The organism is Pseudarthrobacter sp. IC2-21 (assembly GCF_034048115.1).
In the GTDB taxonomy this organism is placed as follows: domain Bacteria; phylum Actinomycetota; class Actinomycetes; order Actinomycetales; family Micrococcaceae; genus Arthrobacter; species Arthrobacter naphthalenicus.
In genome coordinates this window covers 1,572,488-1,590,235 of the sequence record NZ_CP139145.1, presented here as the reverse complement: position 1 = coordinate 1,590,235, position 17,748 = coordinate 1,572,488, and the positions used below count along the sequence as shown (strand labels likewise).

At 62.4% G+C, this 17,748-nt stretch carries 10 protein-coding genes and 3 rRNA genes; 4 read left to right on the top strand and 9 right to left on the bottom strand.

Annotated features, from left to right (window positions below):
• Positions 1–61 precede the first annotated feature (61 nt).
• Positions 62–748: a hypothetical protein gene (locus SBP01_RS07275; protein WP_320537970.1), complete on the top strand. Its 687-nt coding sequence runs from the start codon at positions 62–64 to the stop codon at positions 746–748.
• Between the two features lie 439 nt (positions 749–1,187).
• Here the strand turns inward: SBP01_RS07275 and rrf are convergent.
• The 5 genes from rrf to SBP01_RS07250 form a co-directional block, all read right to left on the bottom strand.
• Positions 1,188–1,304, bottom strand: a 5S ribosomal RNA gene (gene rrf, locus SBP01_RS07270).
• 216 nt (positions 1,305–1,520) lie between these two features.
• Positions 1,521–4,661, bottom strand: a 23S ribosomal RNA gene (locus SBP01_RS07265).
• A 566-nt stretch (positions 4,662–5,227) separates the two neighbouring features.
• Positions 5,228–6,755, bottom strand: a 16S ribosomal RNA gene (locus tag SBP01_RS07260).
• The 16S, 23S and 5S rRNA genes sit together here, the layout of an rRNA operon.
• A gap of 505 nt (positions 6,756–7,260) precedes the next feature.
• On the bottom strand, positions 7,261–8,574 hold the full coding sequence (gene tyrS, locus SBP01_RS07255) for a tyrosine--tRNA ligase (RefSeq protein WP_275216538.1): 1,314 nt from the start codon (positions 8,572–8,574) through the stop codon (positions 7,261–7,263).
• 81 nt (positions 8,575–8,655) lie between these two features.
• On the bottom strand, positions 8,656–10,884 hold the full coding sequence (locus SBP01_RS07250; RefSeq protein ID WP_320537969.1) for a HelD family protein: 2,229 nt from the start codon (positions 10,882–10,884) through the stop codon (positions 8,656–8,658).
• Between the two features lie 156 nt (positions 10,885–11,040).
• Between SBP01_RS07250 and SBP01_RS07245 the strand changes: the two genes are divergently transcribed.
• Complete coding sequence (locus SBP01_RS07245; protein WP_320537968.1) at positions 11,041–11,712, top strand: GNAT family protein; 672 nt, start codon at positions 11,041–11,043, stop codon at positions 11,710–11,712.
• On the opposite strand, the gene SBP01_RS07240 is transcribed toward SBP01_RS07245, so the two are convergent.
• Positions 11,682–12,359, bottom strand: a complete 678-nt coding sequence (locus SBP01_RS07240) for a DNA-3-methyladenine glycosylase (protein ID WP_320537967.1) — start codon at positions 12,357–12,359, stop codon at positions 11,682–11,684. The two genes, SBP01_RS07245 and SBP01_RS07240, sit on opposite strands and share 31 nt — an antisense overlap.
• 77 nt (positions 12,360–12,436) lie before the next feature.
• On the opposite strand from SBP01_RS07240, the gene SBP01_RS07235 reads away from it, so the two are divergent.
• On the top strand, positions 12,437–13,954 hold the full coding sequence (locus SBP01_RS07235) for an AlkA N-terminal domain-containing protein (RefSeq protein ID WP_320537966.1): 1,518 nt from the start codon (positions 12,437–12,439) through the stop codon (positions 13,952–13,954).
• Complete coding sequence (locus tag SBP01_RS07230; protein WP_320537965.1) at positions 13,951–14,445, top strand: methylated-DNA--[protein]-cysteine S-methyltransferase; 495 nt, start codon at positions 13,951–13,953, stop codon at positions 14,443–14,445. Before SBP01_RS07235 ends, SBP01_RS07230 begins: the two co-directional genes overlap by 4 nt.
• Here SBP01_RS07230 and SBP01_RS07225 read toward each other — a convergent pair.
• The 3 genes from SBP01_RS07225 to SBP01_RS07215 form a co-directional block, all read right to left on the bottom strand.
• On the bottom strand, positions 14,411–14,956 hold the full coding sequence (locus tag SBP01_RS07225; protein ID WP_320537964.1) for a pyridoxal 5'-phosphate synthase: 546 nt from the start codon (positions 14,954–14,956) through the stop codon (positions 14,411–14,413). The two genes, SBP01_RS07230 and SBP01_RS07225, sit on opposite strands and share 35 nt — an antisense overlap.
• A 148-nt stretch (positions 14,957–15,104) precedes the next feature.
• Positions 15,105–16,532, bottom strand: a complete 1,428-nt coding sequence (gene argH / locus SBP01_RS07220) for an argininosuccinate lyase (protein WP_275215493.1) — start codon at positions 16,530–16,532, stop codon at positions 15,105–15,107.
• 5 nt (positions 16,533–16,537) lie between these two features.
• Positions 16,538–17,743 carry an argininosuccinate synthase gene (locus SBP01_RS07215; RefSeq protein ID WP_275215492.1) on the bottom strand — a complete coding sequence of 402 codons (1,206 nt, stop codon included), beginning with the start codon at positions 17,741–17,743 and terminating at the stop codon, positions 16,538–16,540.
• Positions 17,744–17,748: the final 5 nt, after the last annotated feature.

The following is a 17,748-nucleotide window of genomic DNA, read 5'->3' as shown; positions in this document are numbered from 1 at the left end:
ATTTGGGACCCGAAAGTCCACTTCCGTATACAGGCGGACTCATGTGGTTCATAGTCGGGGTATGAGAGTGGCTGGAATTGTCCCTGCAGACGCTCCCGACCCCCGTGCTGAATGGGCCGAGCGCCTGAAACTCATGCCCATTCCAGTGATGGAGCTTACGCCCCAACCTTCATTGGAGGACACCGACAGCGTTGGTGTGACCTATGGCCAAGATGATCGTGGGTACAACGAGATGACGGCGAGCATCACCTATACGCTCTGGCGAAACCCGGATGACCGCTCAGACCCGGTAAACCTTGCAGACCTCGACGAGAAGACACGCAGATCGATCGAGGAAGTTCCGCCGTGGCCGCGGCCCCCCTGGCTGATCGAGTACGTGGAGCGCCTGCGTTACCCGCAACTTGAGGAGGCCGTGCGAACCACCTGGCACCGCGTCCCATCCGAGCGTTCTTCGGTTCGAAGCCTGTTGGTTGACCATGTCAACCACATACTCATGAACCAATATCGGGAAGAGCTGTGGCCTGGCAGTAACCCGTGGGACCAGCACGCTCCCACAGTTACCGGCCGGATGGTCAACATTCGGGCCAGGACCGTGATCAACGGAGTCGATATGCCCGGTGCAGAGGTCGATACGGACCCGTTCGTCTACGGTATTGGAGCCCATCTGCCAGGAGGCGGGGTGGTGACCGCTGTGCTTCCACGCACTGAGCTCAAGTACATCCAAGTCCAATTCACGACCCGGAGCTAGGCCCCATCCAACACTGCAACGGTAGATACCACGTCGCCCCTAGGGGCAACCAGGAACGCTCACTTCCAGTGTGCAAGGCAGACGTAGTGCAAAAGGCGCCAGACCGGCCGGCGATTCACGGTTCACCCATATCCTGTACGCGGCCGCCTTTGAAACGCTCTCGCAGTTGATGTGGGTTTTCGGCGGACGGTCTTGCGGTGTGGGGTGTTCGACGGCGGCGCCGGGGGTTGGGTGTCCGGGGGCGGAGGTTCGCGGGGGTGTTTTGCCGTGGCCGGGGGTGCGGGAGGGTTTGGGGTTTTCCCGCGTTAAGTGAGAGAGCGTTTTGCGGGTGCTGTGGGTGCGGCGGGTGCCGGCTGTGGGCTGGCCGGGTGTGGGGGTGGTTAAATGTGGGAGACCCCCCGACACGTGTGTCGGGGGGTCTCAACCATTTTTAATGGTGTTCCGGCGGTGACCTACTCTCCCACACCCTCCCGGGTGCAGTACCATCGGCGCTGTGGGTCTTAGCTTCCGGGTTCGGAATGGGACCGGGCGTTTCCCCCACGCTATGACCGCCGTAACCTTATGTCCGCACCCTGGACAGTGGTGTCCGGGCGGGAAATCTGTGGTTACAACATTGTGGTGTTGTTTGTATTGTTGTGTTTTTTGTTCCCTGTCGCAACGGGCCCGTGGCGGGTTTGTTGGTTGGGAACCACATAGTGGACGCAAGCAGTCTTGTTTCTTTTTACCAGTGCTTGGTGTGAACGTCTTTTGAATGCCGTTCACGCAGTGGTGTGTGGTGTAAGTTATCGGCCTATTAGTACCGGTCAGCTTCACGAGTCGTTAGTCCTCGCTTCCACATCCGGCCTATCAACCCAGTGGTCTGGCTGGGGGCCTCTCACACACAAGGTGTATGGAAATCTCATCTCGAAGCGAGCTTCCCGCTTAGATGCTTTCAGCGGTTATCCCATCCGAACGTAGCTAATCAGCGGTGCACTTGGCAGTACAACTGACACACCAGAGGTTCGTCCGTCCCGGTCCTCTCGTACTAAGGACAGCCCTTCTCAAATTTCCTGCGCGCGCAGCGGATAGGGACCGAACTGTCTCACGACGTTCTAAACCCAGCTCGCGTACCGCTTTAATGGGCGAACAGCCCAACCCTTGGGACCTACTCCAGCCCCAGGATGCGACGAGCCGACATCGAGGTGCCAAACCATGCCGTCGATATGGACTCTTGGGCAAGATCAGCCTGTTATCCCCGAGGTACCTTTTATCCGTTGAGCGACGGCCATTCCACAATGTACCGCCGGATCACTAGTCCCGACTTTCGTCCCTGCTCGAGATGTCTCTCTCACAGTCAAGCTCCCTTGTGCACTTACACTCGACACCTGATTGCCAACCAGGCTGAGGGAACCTTTGGGCGCCTCCGTTACTTTTTAGGAGGCAACCGCCCCAGTTAAACTACCCATCAGGCACTGTCCCTGACCCGGATTACGGGCCGAAGTTAGATGTCCAAAGTGACCAGAGTGGTATTTCAACGATGACTCCACCCGAACTGGCGTCCGGGCTTCAACGTCTCCCACCTATCCTACACAAGCCACTCCGAACACCAATACCAAACTATAGTAAAGGTCTCGGGGTCTTTCCGTCCTGCTGCGCGTAACGAGCATCTTTACTCGTACTGCAATTTCGCCGAGTTTATGGTTGAGACAGCGGGGAAGTCGTTACTCCATTCGTGCAGGTCGGAACTTACCCGACAAGGAATTTCGCTACCTTAGGATGGTTATAGTTACCACCGCCGTTTACTGGGGCTTAAATTCTCAGCTTCGCCCGTAAGGGCTAACCGGTCCTCTTAACCTTCCAGCACCGGGCAGGAGTCAGTCCGTATACATCGTCTTGCGACTTCGCACGGACCTGTGTTTTTAGTAAACAGTCGCTTCCCCCTGGTCTCTGCGGCCCCGATCCCCTCCCACCAGCAAGTGGTGTTCAAGGTTGGGGCCCCCCTTCTCCCGAAGTTACGGGGGCATTTTGCCGAGTTCCTTAACCATAATTCTCTCGATCGCCTTAGTATTCTCTACCTGATCACCTGTGTCGGTTTGGGGTACGGGCGGCTAAAACCTCGCGTCGATGCTTTTCTCGGCAGCATAGGATCACCAAATCCCCCCACTAAAGGGGGTCCCATCAGATCTCAGGCATCATGAACAGCGGATTTGCCTACCGTTCGCCCTACATCCTTAGACCGGGACAACCATCGCCCGGCTCGGCTACCTTCCTGCGTCACACCTGTTAATACGCTTGCCTCCCAGGATCAGGTCCCGCGCTCCACCAAAACCCGCACACCACAAGGGTGATTGGGCAGGTCTCGGGCGGTTAGTATCCCCTGTTCAACATGGACGGTTTTTCGCCGGTACGGGAATATCAACCCGTTGTCCATCGACTACGCCTGTCGGCCTCGCCTTAGGTCCCGACTTACCCAGGGCAGATTAGCTTGACCCTGGAACCCTTGATCATTCGGCGGACGGGTTTCTCACCCGTCTTTCGCTACTCATGCCTGCATTCTCACTCGTGTAGGCTCCACCGCTGGTTTACACCGCGACTTCACTGCCCACACGACGCTCCCCTACCCATCCAAACGCCTGAACCACAAGGGCTTAGCAATATTTGAATGCCACAACTTCGGCGGTGTACTTGAGCCCCGCTACATTGTCGGCGCGGAATCACTTGACCAGTGAGCTATTACGCACTCTTTTAAGGATGGCTGCTTCTAAGCCAACCTCCTGGTTGTCTTCGCAACTCCACATCCTTTCCCACTTAGCACACGCTTAGGGGCCTTAGTTGGTGGTCTGGGCTGTTTCCCTCTCGACTATGAAGCTTATCCCCCACAGTCTCACTGCTGCGCTCTCACTTACCGGCATTCGGAGTTTGGCTGACGTCAGTAACCTTGTAGGGCCCATTAGCCATCCAGTAGCTCTACCTCCGGTAAGAAACACGCAACGCTGCACCTAAATGCATTTCGGGGAGAACCAGCTATCACGAAGTTTGATTGGCCTTTCACCCCTACCCACAGCTCATCCCCTCCATTTTCAACTGAAGTGGGTTCGGTCCTCCACGACGTCTTACCGTCGCTTCAACCTGGCCATGGGTAGATCACTTCGCTTCGGGTCTAGATCACGCCACTGCAACGCCCTATTCAGACTCGCTTTCGCTACGGCTTCCCCACACGGGTTAACCTCGCGACGTAACACTAACTCGCAGGCTCATTCTTCAAAAGGCACGCCGTCACAGCTACTTGTGATAAATCACGGCTGCTCCGACGGATTGTAAGCACACGGTTTCAGGTACTGTTTCACTCCCCTCCCGGGGTACTTTTCACCTTTCCCTCACGGTACTGGTCCGCTATCGGTCATTAGGGAGTATTTAGGCTTATCAGGTGGTCCTGACAGATTCGCACGGGATTTCTCGGGCCCCGTGCTACTTGGGATACTCTCACAGGCGGCACAAAACATTTCGGTTACGGGGCTCACACCCTCTCTGGCCGGCCTTTCAAGACCGTTCACCTATGCCTGCACATCACACCCCACCAGTCCGGCAGAACTGGTATGGAAAGTCCCACAACCCCGACCATGCAACGCCCGCCGGCTATCACACATGGAACGGTTTAGCCTGATCCGCGTTCGCTCGCCACTACTAACGGAATCACTATTGTTTTCTCTTCCTGCGGGTACTGAGATGTTTCACTTCCCCGCGTTCCCCCCACGCACCCTATGTGTTCAGATGCGGGTCACCAGGCAGATCGCTCCCCTGGCGGGGTTTCCCCATTCGGACACCCTGGGATCACAGTCCGGTTATCGACTCCCCCAGGCTTATCGCAGATTCCTACGTCCTTCTTCGGCTCCTAATGCCAAGGCATCCACCGTGTGCTCTTAAAAACTTGACCACAAAAGATCAATTCAGAAATTTTCGAGAGAACCACGAAAACCAACCACACCCAACAACCACACCCCCCAAAAAAGAGATGCCATCATCACGCGCAGCCAGATCCAGGTTCATATTCTTGGAAATTGCTTCTTATAAAAGATGCTCGCGTCCACTATGTAGTTCTCAAACAACAACCCCAAACCACACACCCCACACACACCCGCCCCCGAAGGAAACAAGCAACCATGTGATCGGTGCAGCCAGGAAACCAGAAACAAACAAACCCCGGAACAAGAACACCACAACCCGTAAGCCGCAACGCATCCCACCCCGGTCCTGTTGCCTCAGGACCCAACAGTGTGCCAAACACTACCCAGCAATACCACCGGCAAACGTTCCAGAACCCCGGACCCCGAAGGACCCACGATTCGTACTAGCCACCGGCAAGCGCCGCCAGGCACCTATTTGTTGATATTCCACCCGTGAGCACCCGCCGCAGAACAAACGTCTGCGCAACGGGCGTACTCCTGACAACACCACCACACAGACATAACGCCTGGCAGGGTTGTTGTAGGTGCTCCTTAGAAAGGAGGTGATCCAGCCGCACCTTCCGGTACGGCTACCTTGTTACGACTTAGTCCCAATCGCCAGTCCCACCTTCGACAGCTCCCTCCCCACAAGGGGGTTAGGCCACCGGCTTCGGGTGTTACCAACTTTCGTGACTTGACGGGCGGTGTGTACAAGGCCCGGGAACGTATTCACCGCAGCGTTGCTGATCTGCGATTACTAGCGACTCCGACTTCATGGGGTCGAGTTGCAGACCCCAATCCGAACTGAGACCGGCTTTTTGGGATTAGCTCCACCTCACAGTATCGCAACCCTTTGTACCGGCCATTGTAGCATGCGTGAAGCCCAAGACATAAGGGGCATGATGATTTGACGTCGTCCCCACCTTCCTCCGAGTTGACCCCGGCAGTCTCCTATGAGTCCCCGCCATCACGCGCTGGCAACATAGAACGAGGGTTGCGCTCGTTGCGGGACTTAACCCAACATCTCACGACACGAGCTGACGACAACCATGCACCACCTGTGAACCGACCGCAAGCGGGGCACCTGTTTCCAGGTATTTCCAGTCCATGTCAAGCCTTGGTAAGGTTCTTCGCGTTGCATCGAATTAATCCGCATGCTCCGCCGCTTGTGCGGGCCCCCGTCAATTCCTTTGAGTTTTAGCCTTGCGGCCGTACTCCCCAGGCGGGGCACTTAATGCGTTAGCTACGGCGCGGAAAACGTGGAATGTCCCCCACACCTAGTGCCCAACGTTTACGGCATGGACTACCAGGGTATCTAATCCTGTTCGCTCCCCATGCTTTCGCTCCTCAGCGTCAGTTAATGCCCAGAGACCTGCCTTCGCCATCGGTGTTCCTCCTGATATCTGCGCATTTCACCGCTACACCAGGAATTCCAGTCTCCCCTACATCACTCTAGTCTGCCCGTACCCACCGCAGATCCGGAGTTGAGCCCCGGACTTTCACGGCAGACGCGACAAACCGCCTACGAGCTCTTTACGCCCAATAATTCCGGATAACGCTTGCGCCCTACGTATTACCGCGGCTGCTGGCACGTAGTTAGCCGGCGCTTCTTCTGCAGGTACCGTCACTTTCGCTTCTTCCCTACTGAAAGAGGTTTACAACCCGAAGGCCGTCATCCCTCACGCGGCGTCGCTGCATCAGGCTTTCGCCCATTGTGCAATATTCCCCACTGCTGCCTCCCGTAGGAGTCTGGGCCGTGTCTCAGTCCCAGTGTGGCCGGTCACCCTCTCAGGCCGGCTACCCGTCGTCGCCTTGGTAAGCCATTACCTCACCAACAAGCTGATAGGCCGCGAGTCCATCCAAAACCACAAAAAAGCTTTCCACCCCCCACCATGCGATGAGGAGTCATATCCGGTATTAGACCCAGTTTCCCAGGCTTATCCCAGAGTCAAGGGCAGGTTACTCACGTGTTACTCACCCGTTCGCCACTAATCCCCCCAGCAAGCTGGGGATCATCGTTCGACTTGCATGTGTTAAGCACGCCGCCAGCGTTCATCCTGAGCCAGGATCAAACTCTCCGTTGAAGTAAAACAAAAACAGAAAACAACCAACACCCCCGGAAATAACGGGAAAAGAAGGCCGCAAAAATTTGAAACCAGCTGTAAAAACCAAACCACATCCACGGGGTGGACAGGCCTGGCCAATTCAACCAATTCAATACAATAAATTGGTATCAACAAACTTGGCACACTATTGAGTTCTCAAACAACAGACACATTCGAATACTTCCCGAAGCAATTCAGTAATTGAATTCTTTTGCTTCGTTTTTCTTCGCTGCGATGTTTATACTTTAGTTCATTCAAGTTTACTTTGCAAATCCCGGAATTTTCCGGATATTCACTCAATAAGCTGAATCCGCCCACCAAAAAACTAAGCTTTTCATCATCTTCGTGCAGTGCACATGACGAATTGCTTGAATTTGTTGGGGGTTTGTCACCACTCAGCGGCGGCGACTCAGAAAACATTACACGCTCCCCCGCGGCCGTGCAAATCGGCTGCGGAGGAGCGCGCAATGAGGCGGCAAAGCGCCTAAGGGACCAATACTTCCACGGTGGCAAGGTTCTTCTTGCCGCGGCGCAACAGGAGGTACTGCCCGTGAAGCAGTTCATCCTCGGAGATGACAGCCTCCGGGTCAGACACCTTCTCGTTATTCACATAGGCGCCGCCTTCGTTGACCGTGCGCCTGGCAGCAGACTTGCTGTCCGAGAGGCCGGAAGCCACCAGCAGATCAACAATCCCCAGGCCGTCCACCTGGACCCGAGCGGAAGGAAGCTCCGATGTTGCTGCTTCAAGGGTGGGCCGGTCCAGCGCGGACAGGTCGCCGTTGCCAAAGAGGGCGGCCGATGCGGCGATGACCTTCTCCGTTGCTTCCACTCCGTGGACCAGTGAGGTGACCTCGAACGCCAGCTTGCGCTGGCCCTCGCGGGCAAATGGACGCTCCGCCACCGCAGCGGCAATCGATTCGATCTCCGCGCGGTTCAGGAAGGTGAAGACTTTCAGGCGGTCCACAACGTCGGCGTCGGCGGTGTTGAGCCAGAACTGGTAGAACGCATAAGGGCTGCACATGCCGGCATCGAGCCAGATGGCGTTGCCTTCACTCTTGCCGAACTTGGTGCCATCGGAATTGGTGATCAACGGCGTACCCAGGGCATGAACAGACTTGGCCTCTACCTTCCGGATCAGTTCGGTCCCGCTGGTGAGGTTGCCCCACTGGTCCGAGCCGCCGGTCTGCAGCACGCAGCCGTAGTCGCGGAAGAGCTGCAGGTAGTCCATGCCCTGCAGAATCTGGTAACTGAATTCCGTGTAGCTGATGCCTTCATCGGAATTGAGCCGGGAAGCCACGGCGTCCTTGCGGAGCATGGTGCCGACACGGTAGTGCTTACCGATCTCCCGAAGGAAATCAATGGCGCTTAGGGGCGCGGTCCAGTCGAGGTTGTTAACCATGCGCGCTGCGTTGGCACCCTCGAAGCTCAGGAAGCGGCGGACCTGGGCCTGGAGGTAACCCACCCACTCATTCACGGTGTCCTTGGTGTTCAGCGTCCGTTCGGCGGTAGGCCGAGGATCACCGATCAGCCCGGTGGATCCACCCACCAGTCCCAGCGGCTTGTGGCCGGCCAGCTGGAGGCGGCGCATCAGGAGGAGCTGAACCAGGTTGCCCAGGTGCAGGCTCGGCGCGGTGGGATCGAACCCGCAGTAATAGGTGACCGGTTCACCGGCGAGGAGCTTTTCCAGTTCCGCTTCGTCGGTGGAGACGTGGACCAGGCCGCGCCACTTCAGCTCCTGCCAGACATTGGCGAAGGTGGGGTCGTTCTGCTGGGATTCAAGATCGTTGAGTTCTGACACGACTTCTAAGTTAGCAGGATCGACGACGCCCGGCCCCGTCATGAACGGAGCCGGGCGCGAAGAGGGCGAAAGCGGGTCGGCTCAGCTTTCGATGCCGGCGGGGATGCCCTTCGCGGCGATCAGACGCAACCGCTGCGTGGGCCGGGTCATGGCAACGTACAGGTCACCCACCCGGCCGTGCTCATGGTTGAGCATCTCCGACGGTTCCAGCACCACAACCCCGTCAAACTCCAGGCCCTTAGCCTCGCGGGGACTAATCACCACGATGTCCTGCTCATAACCGCCCGCGCCGTTGCCGATACGCCGGCCGTAGACGGCACGCAGGGCTGAGGTGGCGGCGGGGAGGAGGTCGCCGTCGGCAATAACTGCCAGCAGGCCGCCGTCGAGCGCTTCCAGTTCTTCGGGGAGCACCTCCACGAGGCGACTGACCACCTGTCCGGCATCAACCTTGTCGATAAAAGGTGACCAGCGCCCCTCCCGGACGGCCTTCGGCGCGGACACCACGAGTCCGGCCGCATTTGCCATCCGGACGGCGGCTTCGGCGATCTGCGACGGCGTCCGGTAGTTGACCGTCAGCTCCTCCAGCTGCCAGCGGTCACCGAACATCGGCGCCAAGGCTCCCTGCCAGGAGTTAGCGCCGGCAACCGAACTCGTCTGCGCGATGTCCCCCACGATGGTGAAGGACTTCAGGGGGCACCGGCGGACCAGCAGCCGCCACTGCATCGGCGAGAGTTCCTGCGCCTCATCCACCACAATGTGGCCGAAGGCCCACGTGCGGTCGGTGGTGGCCCGTTCGGCGGCCGTCAGGCGGTTCTGCCGCTCCTGGTTCTGGTCCACCAGTTCCTCGGCGGTCATCATGACATCAACGCCCATGTGCTCCATGTTCACCAGCGTCTGCTTGGCGTTGGCGAGATCGCGGGCACGGTCATGCTCCTGCTGGGCGATTCCGCGTCCGGCTGCGGGATCGAGCTCGCCGAGGAGTTCAGCTGCTTCATCCAGCAGCGGAACATCCGCCTCGGTCCAGGGCGCATCCGCCGGGCGCAGCAGCAGCTTCTGCTCTTCGAGGCTGAGGTGCGGCGTGCAGGCAGCCAGCACGGCCGGCTTGCTCAGGAGTTCGGTGATCAGCTTCTCCGGCGTCATGGGCATCCAGCACAGGTTGAGCGCGATCCGGACATCGCGGGCGGTCCGGACGTCCTCCGCCAGATACGAACGGTCCGCGTTGTTGCCGATGCTGCCGGCCTCCACCAGCTCGGTCATCTGTTCCGTCAGCTCGCGGAGCAGGATCTTGACGAACGTCAGGCGTGCCTCGTTGTGCGGCTTGCCGGTGGACCGGGCGCGTTCGCGGGCGCGGCTGACCTGCCGGGGTGTCAGGACCAGTTTCCGGCCATCGACCTCGAGGATGCGGTCCTCGGCCGGGATCCGCTGCCGGTTGGCCACTGCGTTGGCCACAACCTTCGCCATGTCCAGCCGGCCTTTGAGGGCCGCAACATCGGCCTCGGGTTCAGGTACGGCGTTGATGCCCGGCATCAGGCGTCCCAGGCTGGCCATGACCACGCCCGTCTCACCGAGCGAGGGAAGGACGCGCTCGATGTACTTCATAAACGAGGACGACGGTCCCACCAGCAGCACGCCGGCAGTCTTGAGGCGCTCCCGGTGGGTGTACAAGAGGTACGCAGCACGGTGCAGCGCAACGGCCGTCTTGCCGGTGCCGGGACCGCCCTGAACCACCAGCGCCCCGGAGATGGAGGACCTGATGATGCGGTCCTGCTCCGACTGGATGGTGCCGACAATGTCAGACATCCGCCCGGTGCGTTTGGAATCCAATGCGGCCAGCAGCGCGCCTTCGCCCTGCAGCGAGGCGTTATCCGCCAGCATCCCGGCGTCGAGTACGTCGTCCTCGATGGCCTTGACTTCACGGCCCTGAAGAATCAGGTGCCGCCGGCGGCGGACGCCCTGCCGGTCAAAGGCGGTGGCCTGGTAAAAGTGCCCCGCTTCGGGCGCACGCCAGTCAACCATCAGCCGTTGCAGGTCATCGGTGGTCAGGCCGATGCGCCCGATGTACTGGGCCTCGCCCGAATCCAGATCCAAGCGGCCGAACACCAGACGGTCATCAACGGCATCGAGCTGAGCGAGGCGGTCCTCGTAGAGCGCCGCGAAGGCGTCACGTTCGGAAACATTCTGCATGGTGCCCACAGCACCGGCCCGGCGGACCTGTGCCAACTGCTGGCGCTTCTCAGCGCGTAGCTCTTCCAGCCGCGCGTACAAGCCAGCAACATAATCGCGTTCGTGGGCCAAATCGGCGTCGAGCATTAAACGTTCCCCTATCGCAAAAGACAGACCGTCCATTCTACAACCATTTCGGTTAACGTGCCCGCCTGACCGCACACCCCCGATGTCATCCACTGTTCACTTTTCCGGTTGCCTCCATCTGTTTCGGCGCAGGCCCCGGACTGATTCAATACTGCAATGCATCACGAGACAGTCCTGACCAGCTACGGACTCTCCCTTATCCCGCTGGCGCAGGAGCATGCCCACGCCCTGTACGACTTCGTGGATGCCACGATGTGGGCCGGGATGGCCGCGCCGCTGCCGGCCACTGCCCCGGAGCTCAGGGCCCTGCTTGAAGCCAAAATATCCGATCCCGCCAGCCTTGCCTTTGCCGTGACAGACCAGCGGACCGGTGCGATCCTGGGCACCACCGCGCTCAACGCCTTCGACGCCGGACAGCAGCGCGCCGAGGTGGGCGGAACGTTCTTTGGCCGGCAGTTCTGGGGCACCCACGTCAACCCGGCCAGCAAGTACGCCCTGCTTGCCTTTGCGTTTGAGGTCCTCCGCGTTCAGCGGGTCGCCTTCCGGTGCGACGCGCGCAACCTGCGCAGCGCCGCAGCCATCGAACGGCTCGGGGCCACGTTCGAGGGTGTGCTCCGAAGTCACCGCACCGCGCCCGACGGCACCCGTGCGGACTCTGCGGTGTTCTCGATCCTGCAGCCGGAATGGCTGTGCGTGCAGCGCGGCCTTCAGGATCGGCTGGCGCCGTTCGCGCAGGAGTGCGACGCACCGGGCAACCGTGCTGGAGCCCTGGCCGGAAGCCGTCCCGGCACCCCAACTTATGGCCGCCGCACCTTCGCGGCCTTGTAGCGGGACACCGTGTCATCCCCCGGCAGCCAGAAACGCCACGGGTAGTCTGCGGAACCGCCATCGCCGGAGACCCCTACACGGGGCCCCGAACTGTAGGTGCGGGCTGGCGCCGAGGGCAGCCGCAGCCTGAACGGCTCCACCAGCGCGTCGCGTCCGCTGTCCGCGGTGGTGAGGGCCAGGGCTGTGGCGAGCCGCGCGGGACCGCTCGCCAGGTCACGCGGTGATTTCGACGTCGGCCGCCGCACCTGCGCCAAGTGCCGCCCTTCCACCACTTCCCCCGCACGCAACAGCACCGCGGACGCTGTGCCGGCCGGCCCGCAGACGATGTTGGCGCAGTAGTGCATGCCATACGTGAAATAGACGTAGAGGTGGCCGGCCGGACCGAACATCGGGGCGTTCCGGGCCGTTGGGCCGCGGAACGTATGTGATCCGGGGTCCGGGTGCAGCGAGTCCCCCGGGCCCATGTACGCCTCCAGCTCGGTGATCCGCACCGACACCGTTCCCTCGTGGCTGTTGTGGCTCAGGACGGACCCCAGCAGCAGGGGCGCGACCTTCCGGGCATCACCCGAGAGCAGCTCACGGAGCTGCTCACGGAGCTGCTCCGGGGAACGCTCCGGCCCGGAGTGAACGCTGTTGATCACGGCCATGCACTGACTCTACCGAAGACAACGGCCGTGTCCGATTTCCGCTAGCAGTGCCCATGCCGGGCTGGCAGGATAGGGGAATGGACTTCTGGCAGCGCTACCGCGCCATCGACGCGCGGGACACCCGTTTCGACGGGCAGTTCTACACCGCTGTCCGGACCACGGGCATCTATTGCCGCCCGTCCTGCCCGGCCCGGACCCCCAAAGCGGCCAACGTCACGTTCTACGAAACGTCCGCTGCGGCGCACGAAGCCGGCTACCGGGCCTGCAAACGGTGCCTCCCTGAAGCGGTTCCCGGGACGCCCGCCTGGAATGTCAGGCAGGACCTGGCCGGCCGGGCGATGCGACTGATCAATGACGGCGTGATCAACCGCGAGGGCGTGGAAGGCCTGGCGGCCCGGCTGGGGTATTCTGCCCGCCAACTGAACCGGATCCTCGGCCAGGAACTCGGCGCCGGTCCGCTGTCCCTGGCCCGGGCCAGCCGTGCGCAGACGGCACGCACGCTGCTGGTCTCCACGTCCATGAAGCTGGCGGACATCGCCTTCGCATCCGGCTTCAGCAGTGTCCGGCAGTTCAACGACACCATGGTGGAGGTGTTCGCCATGACCCCGACAGCCCTCCGGGCCACGGCGCGGCACCATCCGGCGGCTGCCGCCGCGACCGCACTGACGCTCAGCCTCCCTTACCGCGAACCGTTTGATCCCGCCATCTTCTCCTTCCTCGCGGTCAGGGCGATTCCCGGGATCGAAGCGGGGACACCGACGTCGTACGCCCGCACCCTGCGGCTCCCCCACGGTGAGGCCCGCTTCCATGTGACTTACGACGACGACGCGCCCGGGCGGCCGCTGACCCTCACCATCGGCGCGGTGGACCTGCGGGACCTGCCAGCGCTGCTGAGCAGGGTGCGCCGGCTGTTCGATCTCGACGCCGACCCCGTCGCGATCGACACTGCGTTGGCTGCTGATCCACGCCTTGCCGCCGCAGCGGCGCGAGCCCCCGGCATGCGGATGCCGGGCGCTGTGGACCCGCAGGAACTCCTGGTCCGGGCCATGATCGGACAGCAGGTCACCGTGGCCGCGGCCCGGACGGCACTGACGCAACTGTCCGCCGTCGGAGGCCCCAGCCTGGTCCCCGGCGACGGGCTCGACCGGCTGTTCCCCTCTCCGGCCGAGATCGCCGAGTCAGGTTACTCGCTGCTGCGCGGTCCGCAACGCCGGATCGACGCCCTTCGGTCCGCCGCGTCCGCCCTGGCAGGCGGTGAACTGGATTTCGGCTACGGCGACGACCTGCCCGGGCTCGAAGCAAAACTGCTGCCGCTGCCCGGGGTGGGGCCCTGGACGGTAGGCTACGTGGCCATGCGTGTCCTCGGCGCCCCGGACGTGTTCCTGGCCAACGACGCCGCCGTGCGCAACGGCATCCGTGCCCTCGAGCCGGGAACCCCTCCGGGGACTGATCCGGCCCCGGCCGGCACCCTGTCGCCGGATTTCCGCGAGGTCAGCCCGTGGCGTTCCTACGCCACGATGCACCTGTGGCGTGCGGCGGGGTCGTCGAAGCCCTTCAGCCGCGAACCGCACATTCCAGAGAAAGTGATGCCATGAAAGCCCAGCTGTTGACGATGTCCACCCCGGACGGTCCGTTCACCATCCTCGCGCAGGACGGCGTGGTCCTGGCGTCCGGCTGGACCGCAGAACCCGGCGAGCTGACCGGGCAGATCCACCCACAGCTGCGCCCGGCCGAGGCGGAAACGGTGACCGGCCTCGGGCCGATTTCCCGGGCGGTGGAGGCCTTCTATGCGGGCGACCCCGCGCCGGCCATGGCTATACCCGTACTGCAGAAATCCGGGCCGTTCCGGGCCCACGCCTGGGATGTGCTGCGGACGGTCCGTCCGGGGTTCCCGGTGACCTACACCGAGTACGCCGAGCTGTCGGGGAATTCCAAGGCAGTCCGGGCTGCCGCCAGCGCCTGCGCTTTTAATGCGGCGGCCTTGTTTGTGCCGTGCCACCGTGTGATCCGTACGGACGGGACCTTGGGGGGTTTCCGCTGGGGCCTGGCAATTAAGAAGAGCCTGCTGGCCCGGGAAGCGGGTTAACGAAGCGGTGGCGGATATGCGGCCGGTCGTGGCGTGCCTGCCAAAACTCCAGTTCCGTGGCCGCCACCGCGTAGAGCTGCCAATCGGGATTGCGGCTGCCGTCCGCCGCCGGCCGGGCGTCCCAGTCTGCCGCCGACGCCTCGGCTGACAGCTCAACCACGGGACCTGCCACCCGGACCTGCCGGCCCAGCTGCGGCCAGTAAAAGTTCAGGGCCGCCTTCGGGTTCGCCGCGAGTTCCCGGCCTTTGCGGGAGGCGCGGGACGTCGCGAAGTGCCAGCCGTCGTCGTCGATGTCTTTCAGGATCAGCATCCTGGCGGACGGTTGGCCGTTGTGGTCTGCGGTGGCCAGGCTGCAGGCGTGCGGCTGCAACACGCCGGCAGCCAGGGCCTGGTCGAGCCACAGTTTGAACAGCGCCACCGGATCGGCGGGTGCCGTGGCGGTGTCGAAGTCCGGCAGGTTTTCGGGGAAGTCAGGAAGGGCACGGAGTTGGCTGCGGAAGGCGTCGCTCATGCCGCAATGGTAGCCGGGAGACTCCGCCCCGCAACGCCCGACGCTCTCTCACTTAATGCGCGAAAACCGGCAACGCTCTCTCACTTTCCTGAAGAAAGTGAGAGAGCGTTGCCGGAAAAGGCGCATTAAGTGAGAGAGCGTCGGCAGGTTAGTTCGCGTAGTCCCTGACGCCGGCAAGCTCGGCTTCCAGCGCCACCAGCTGGCGTTCGACGGCGGCCGGTGCGGTGCCGCCCTGGGAGTTGCGGCTGTTGAGCGAACCTTCGGTGGACAGGACCGTGCGGACTTCCGGGGTCAGATGCGCCGAAATGGCAGCGTATTCCTCATCCGTCAGGTCCCACAGCTCCACGTCGCGGCTTTCGGCCTGCTTCACGGCCGCGCCGGAAAGCTCGTGTGCCTCGCGGAACGGTACGCCCTGGCGGACCAGCCATTCGGCGATGTCCGTGGCCAGCGCGAAGCCCTGGGGTGCCAGGGACTCCATCCGCTCCGTGTTGAACTTCAGCGTCGCGATCATGCCCGAAACAGCCGGAAGCAGCAGCTCCAGGGTGTCGGCGGCGTCGAACACCGGTTCCTTGTCCTCCTGCAGGTCGCGGTTGTACGCAAGCGGCAGGCCCTTGAGCGTGGCCAGCAGCCCGGTCAGGTTGCCGATCAGGCGTCCCGCCTTGCCCCGGGCCAGCTCGGCCACGTCCGGGTTCTTCTTCTGCGGCATGATCGAGGAGCCGGTGGAGTAGGAATCGTGCAGGGTCACAAAGGAGAACTCCTTCGTGGCCCACAGGATGACTTCCTCCGAGACCCGGGACAGGTCCACGCCGATCATGGCCGTCACCCAGGCGAACTCGGCAAAGACATCGCGCGAAGCGGTGCCGTCGATCGAGTTGTGGGTTGCGGAGAAGAAGCCCAGGTCGGCGGCCACTGCTTCCGGGTCCAGGCCCAGTGAGGAGCCAGCCAAGGCGCCGGAACCGTACGGCGAAACACCGGCGCGTTTGTCCCAGTCCTGAAGCCGCTGCACATCGCGCAGCAGCGCCCAGGCGTGGGCCAGCAGGTGGTGGCTGAGCAGAACCGGCTGGGCGTGCTGCAGGTGGGTGCGGCCGGGCATGGCCACGCCCTGGTGCGCCTTGGCCTGATCCACCAGCGCCTCGATGGTTGCCAGCACGCCGCCGGCAATGATCCGAGCATGGTCGCGCAGGAACATCCGGCCCAGGGTGGCCACCTGGTCGTTGCGGGACCGGCCCGCACGCAGCTTGCCGCCCAGCTGGGTGCCGGCGCGCTCGATCAGCCCGCGTTCCAAGGAACCGTGCACGTCCTCATCGGACTCCGCCGGCAAGTACGCGCCGGAGGCAACGTCATCGTCCAGCCGAGCCAGCGCGTCGAGCATGCCGTCGAGCTCGGCGTCATCCAGCAGCCCGGCCTTGTGCAGCACGCGGGCGTGCGCCTTCGACCCGGCAATGTCGTAGCGGGCCAGCCGCCAGTCAAAGTGGGTGGACTTGCTCAGCGCCGCGAGGGCGTCGGCGGGGCCGCCGGCGAACCGGCCGCCCCACAGCGCACCCGTATTGGTCGCCTCCGATTTGTGCTCAGCCACAGGGGCTACTTTCCTGCGACGCGGATGTCGCGGCCGGAGGCCACCTTGGCGGACATGCCCCAGAGCTCGATGAAACCGCGCGCCATGGACTGGTCGAAGGTGTCGCCGGTGTCGTAGGTGGCGAGGTCGAAGTCGTACAGCGAGGTCTCGGAGCGGCGTCCGTTGACCACTGCCTGGCCACCGTGCAGGGTCATGCGGATGTCACCGGTGACGTACTTCTGGGTGTCCTCGATGAAGGCGTCCAGGGAGCGCTTGAGCGGTGAGAACCACTGGCCGTCGTACACCAGCTCGGCCCAGCGCTGGCCAACGGTGGCCTTGAAGCGGGCCTGCTCGCGCTCCACGGTGATGTCTTCGAGGTGTTTGTGCGCGGTGATCAGCGCCATGGCACCGGGTGCCTCGTAGATCTCGCGGGACTTGATGCCCACGAGGCGGTCCTCAACGACGTCGATGCGGCCCACGCCCTGGGCGCCGGCGCGGCGGTTGAGTTCCTTGATGGCCTGCAGCGGGGTGACCCGGACGCCGTCGATCGCTACCGGCACGCCGGCTTCGAAGGAGATGGTGACTTCATCCGGGGCCGGCGGGAATTCCGGCGTGGCGGTGTAGTCGTAGATGTCCTTGGTGGGGGCGTTCCAGATGTCTTCCAGGTAGCCGGTTTCGACGGCGCGGCCCCAGACGTTCTGGTCGATCGAGTACGGATTCTTCTTGGTGGTCTCGATCGGCAGTCCCTTTTCCTCGGCGAAGGCGATGGCCTTGTCGCGGGTGAGGGCGAGGTCGCGGACCGGGGCAATGCACTTCAGGTCCGGCCCGAGCGTCTGGATGCCCACTTCGAAGCGGACCTGGTCGTTGCCCTTGCCGGTGCAGCCGTGGGCCACGGTGGTGGCGCCAAACTCGCGGGCGGCCTTGACCAGGTGCTTGACGATGACGGGGCGGGAGATGGCGGAGACCAGCGGGTAGTGGCCCTGGTAGAGGGCGTTGGTCTTCAGGGTGGGCATGCAGTACTCGTTGGCGAACTCGTCGGAGGCGTCGGCCACGTAGGCTTCGACGGCGCCGCAGCCCAGGGCGCGCTGGCGGATGGTTTCCAGCGACTCGCCGCCCTGTCCGACGTCGACCGCCACGGCGATGACCTCGGCGCCGGTGGCTTCACCGATCCAGCCGATGGCTACGGAAGTATCCAGGCCACCGGAGTAGGCCAGAACAATACGCTCAGTCACGAAAA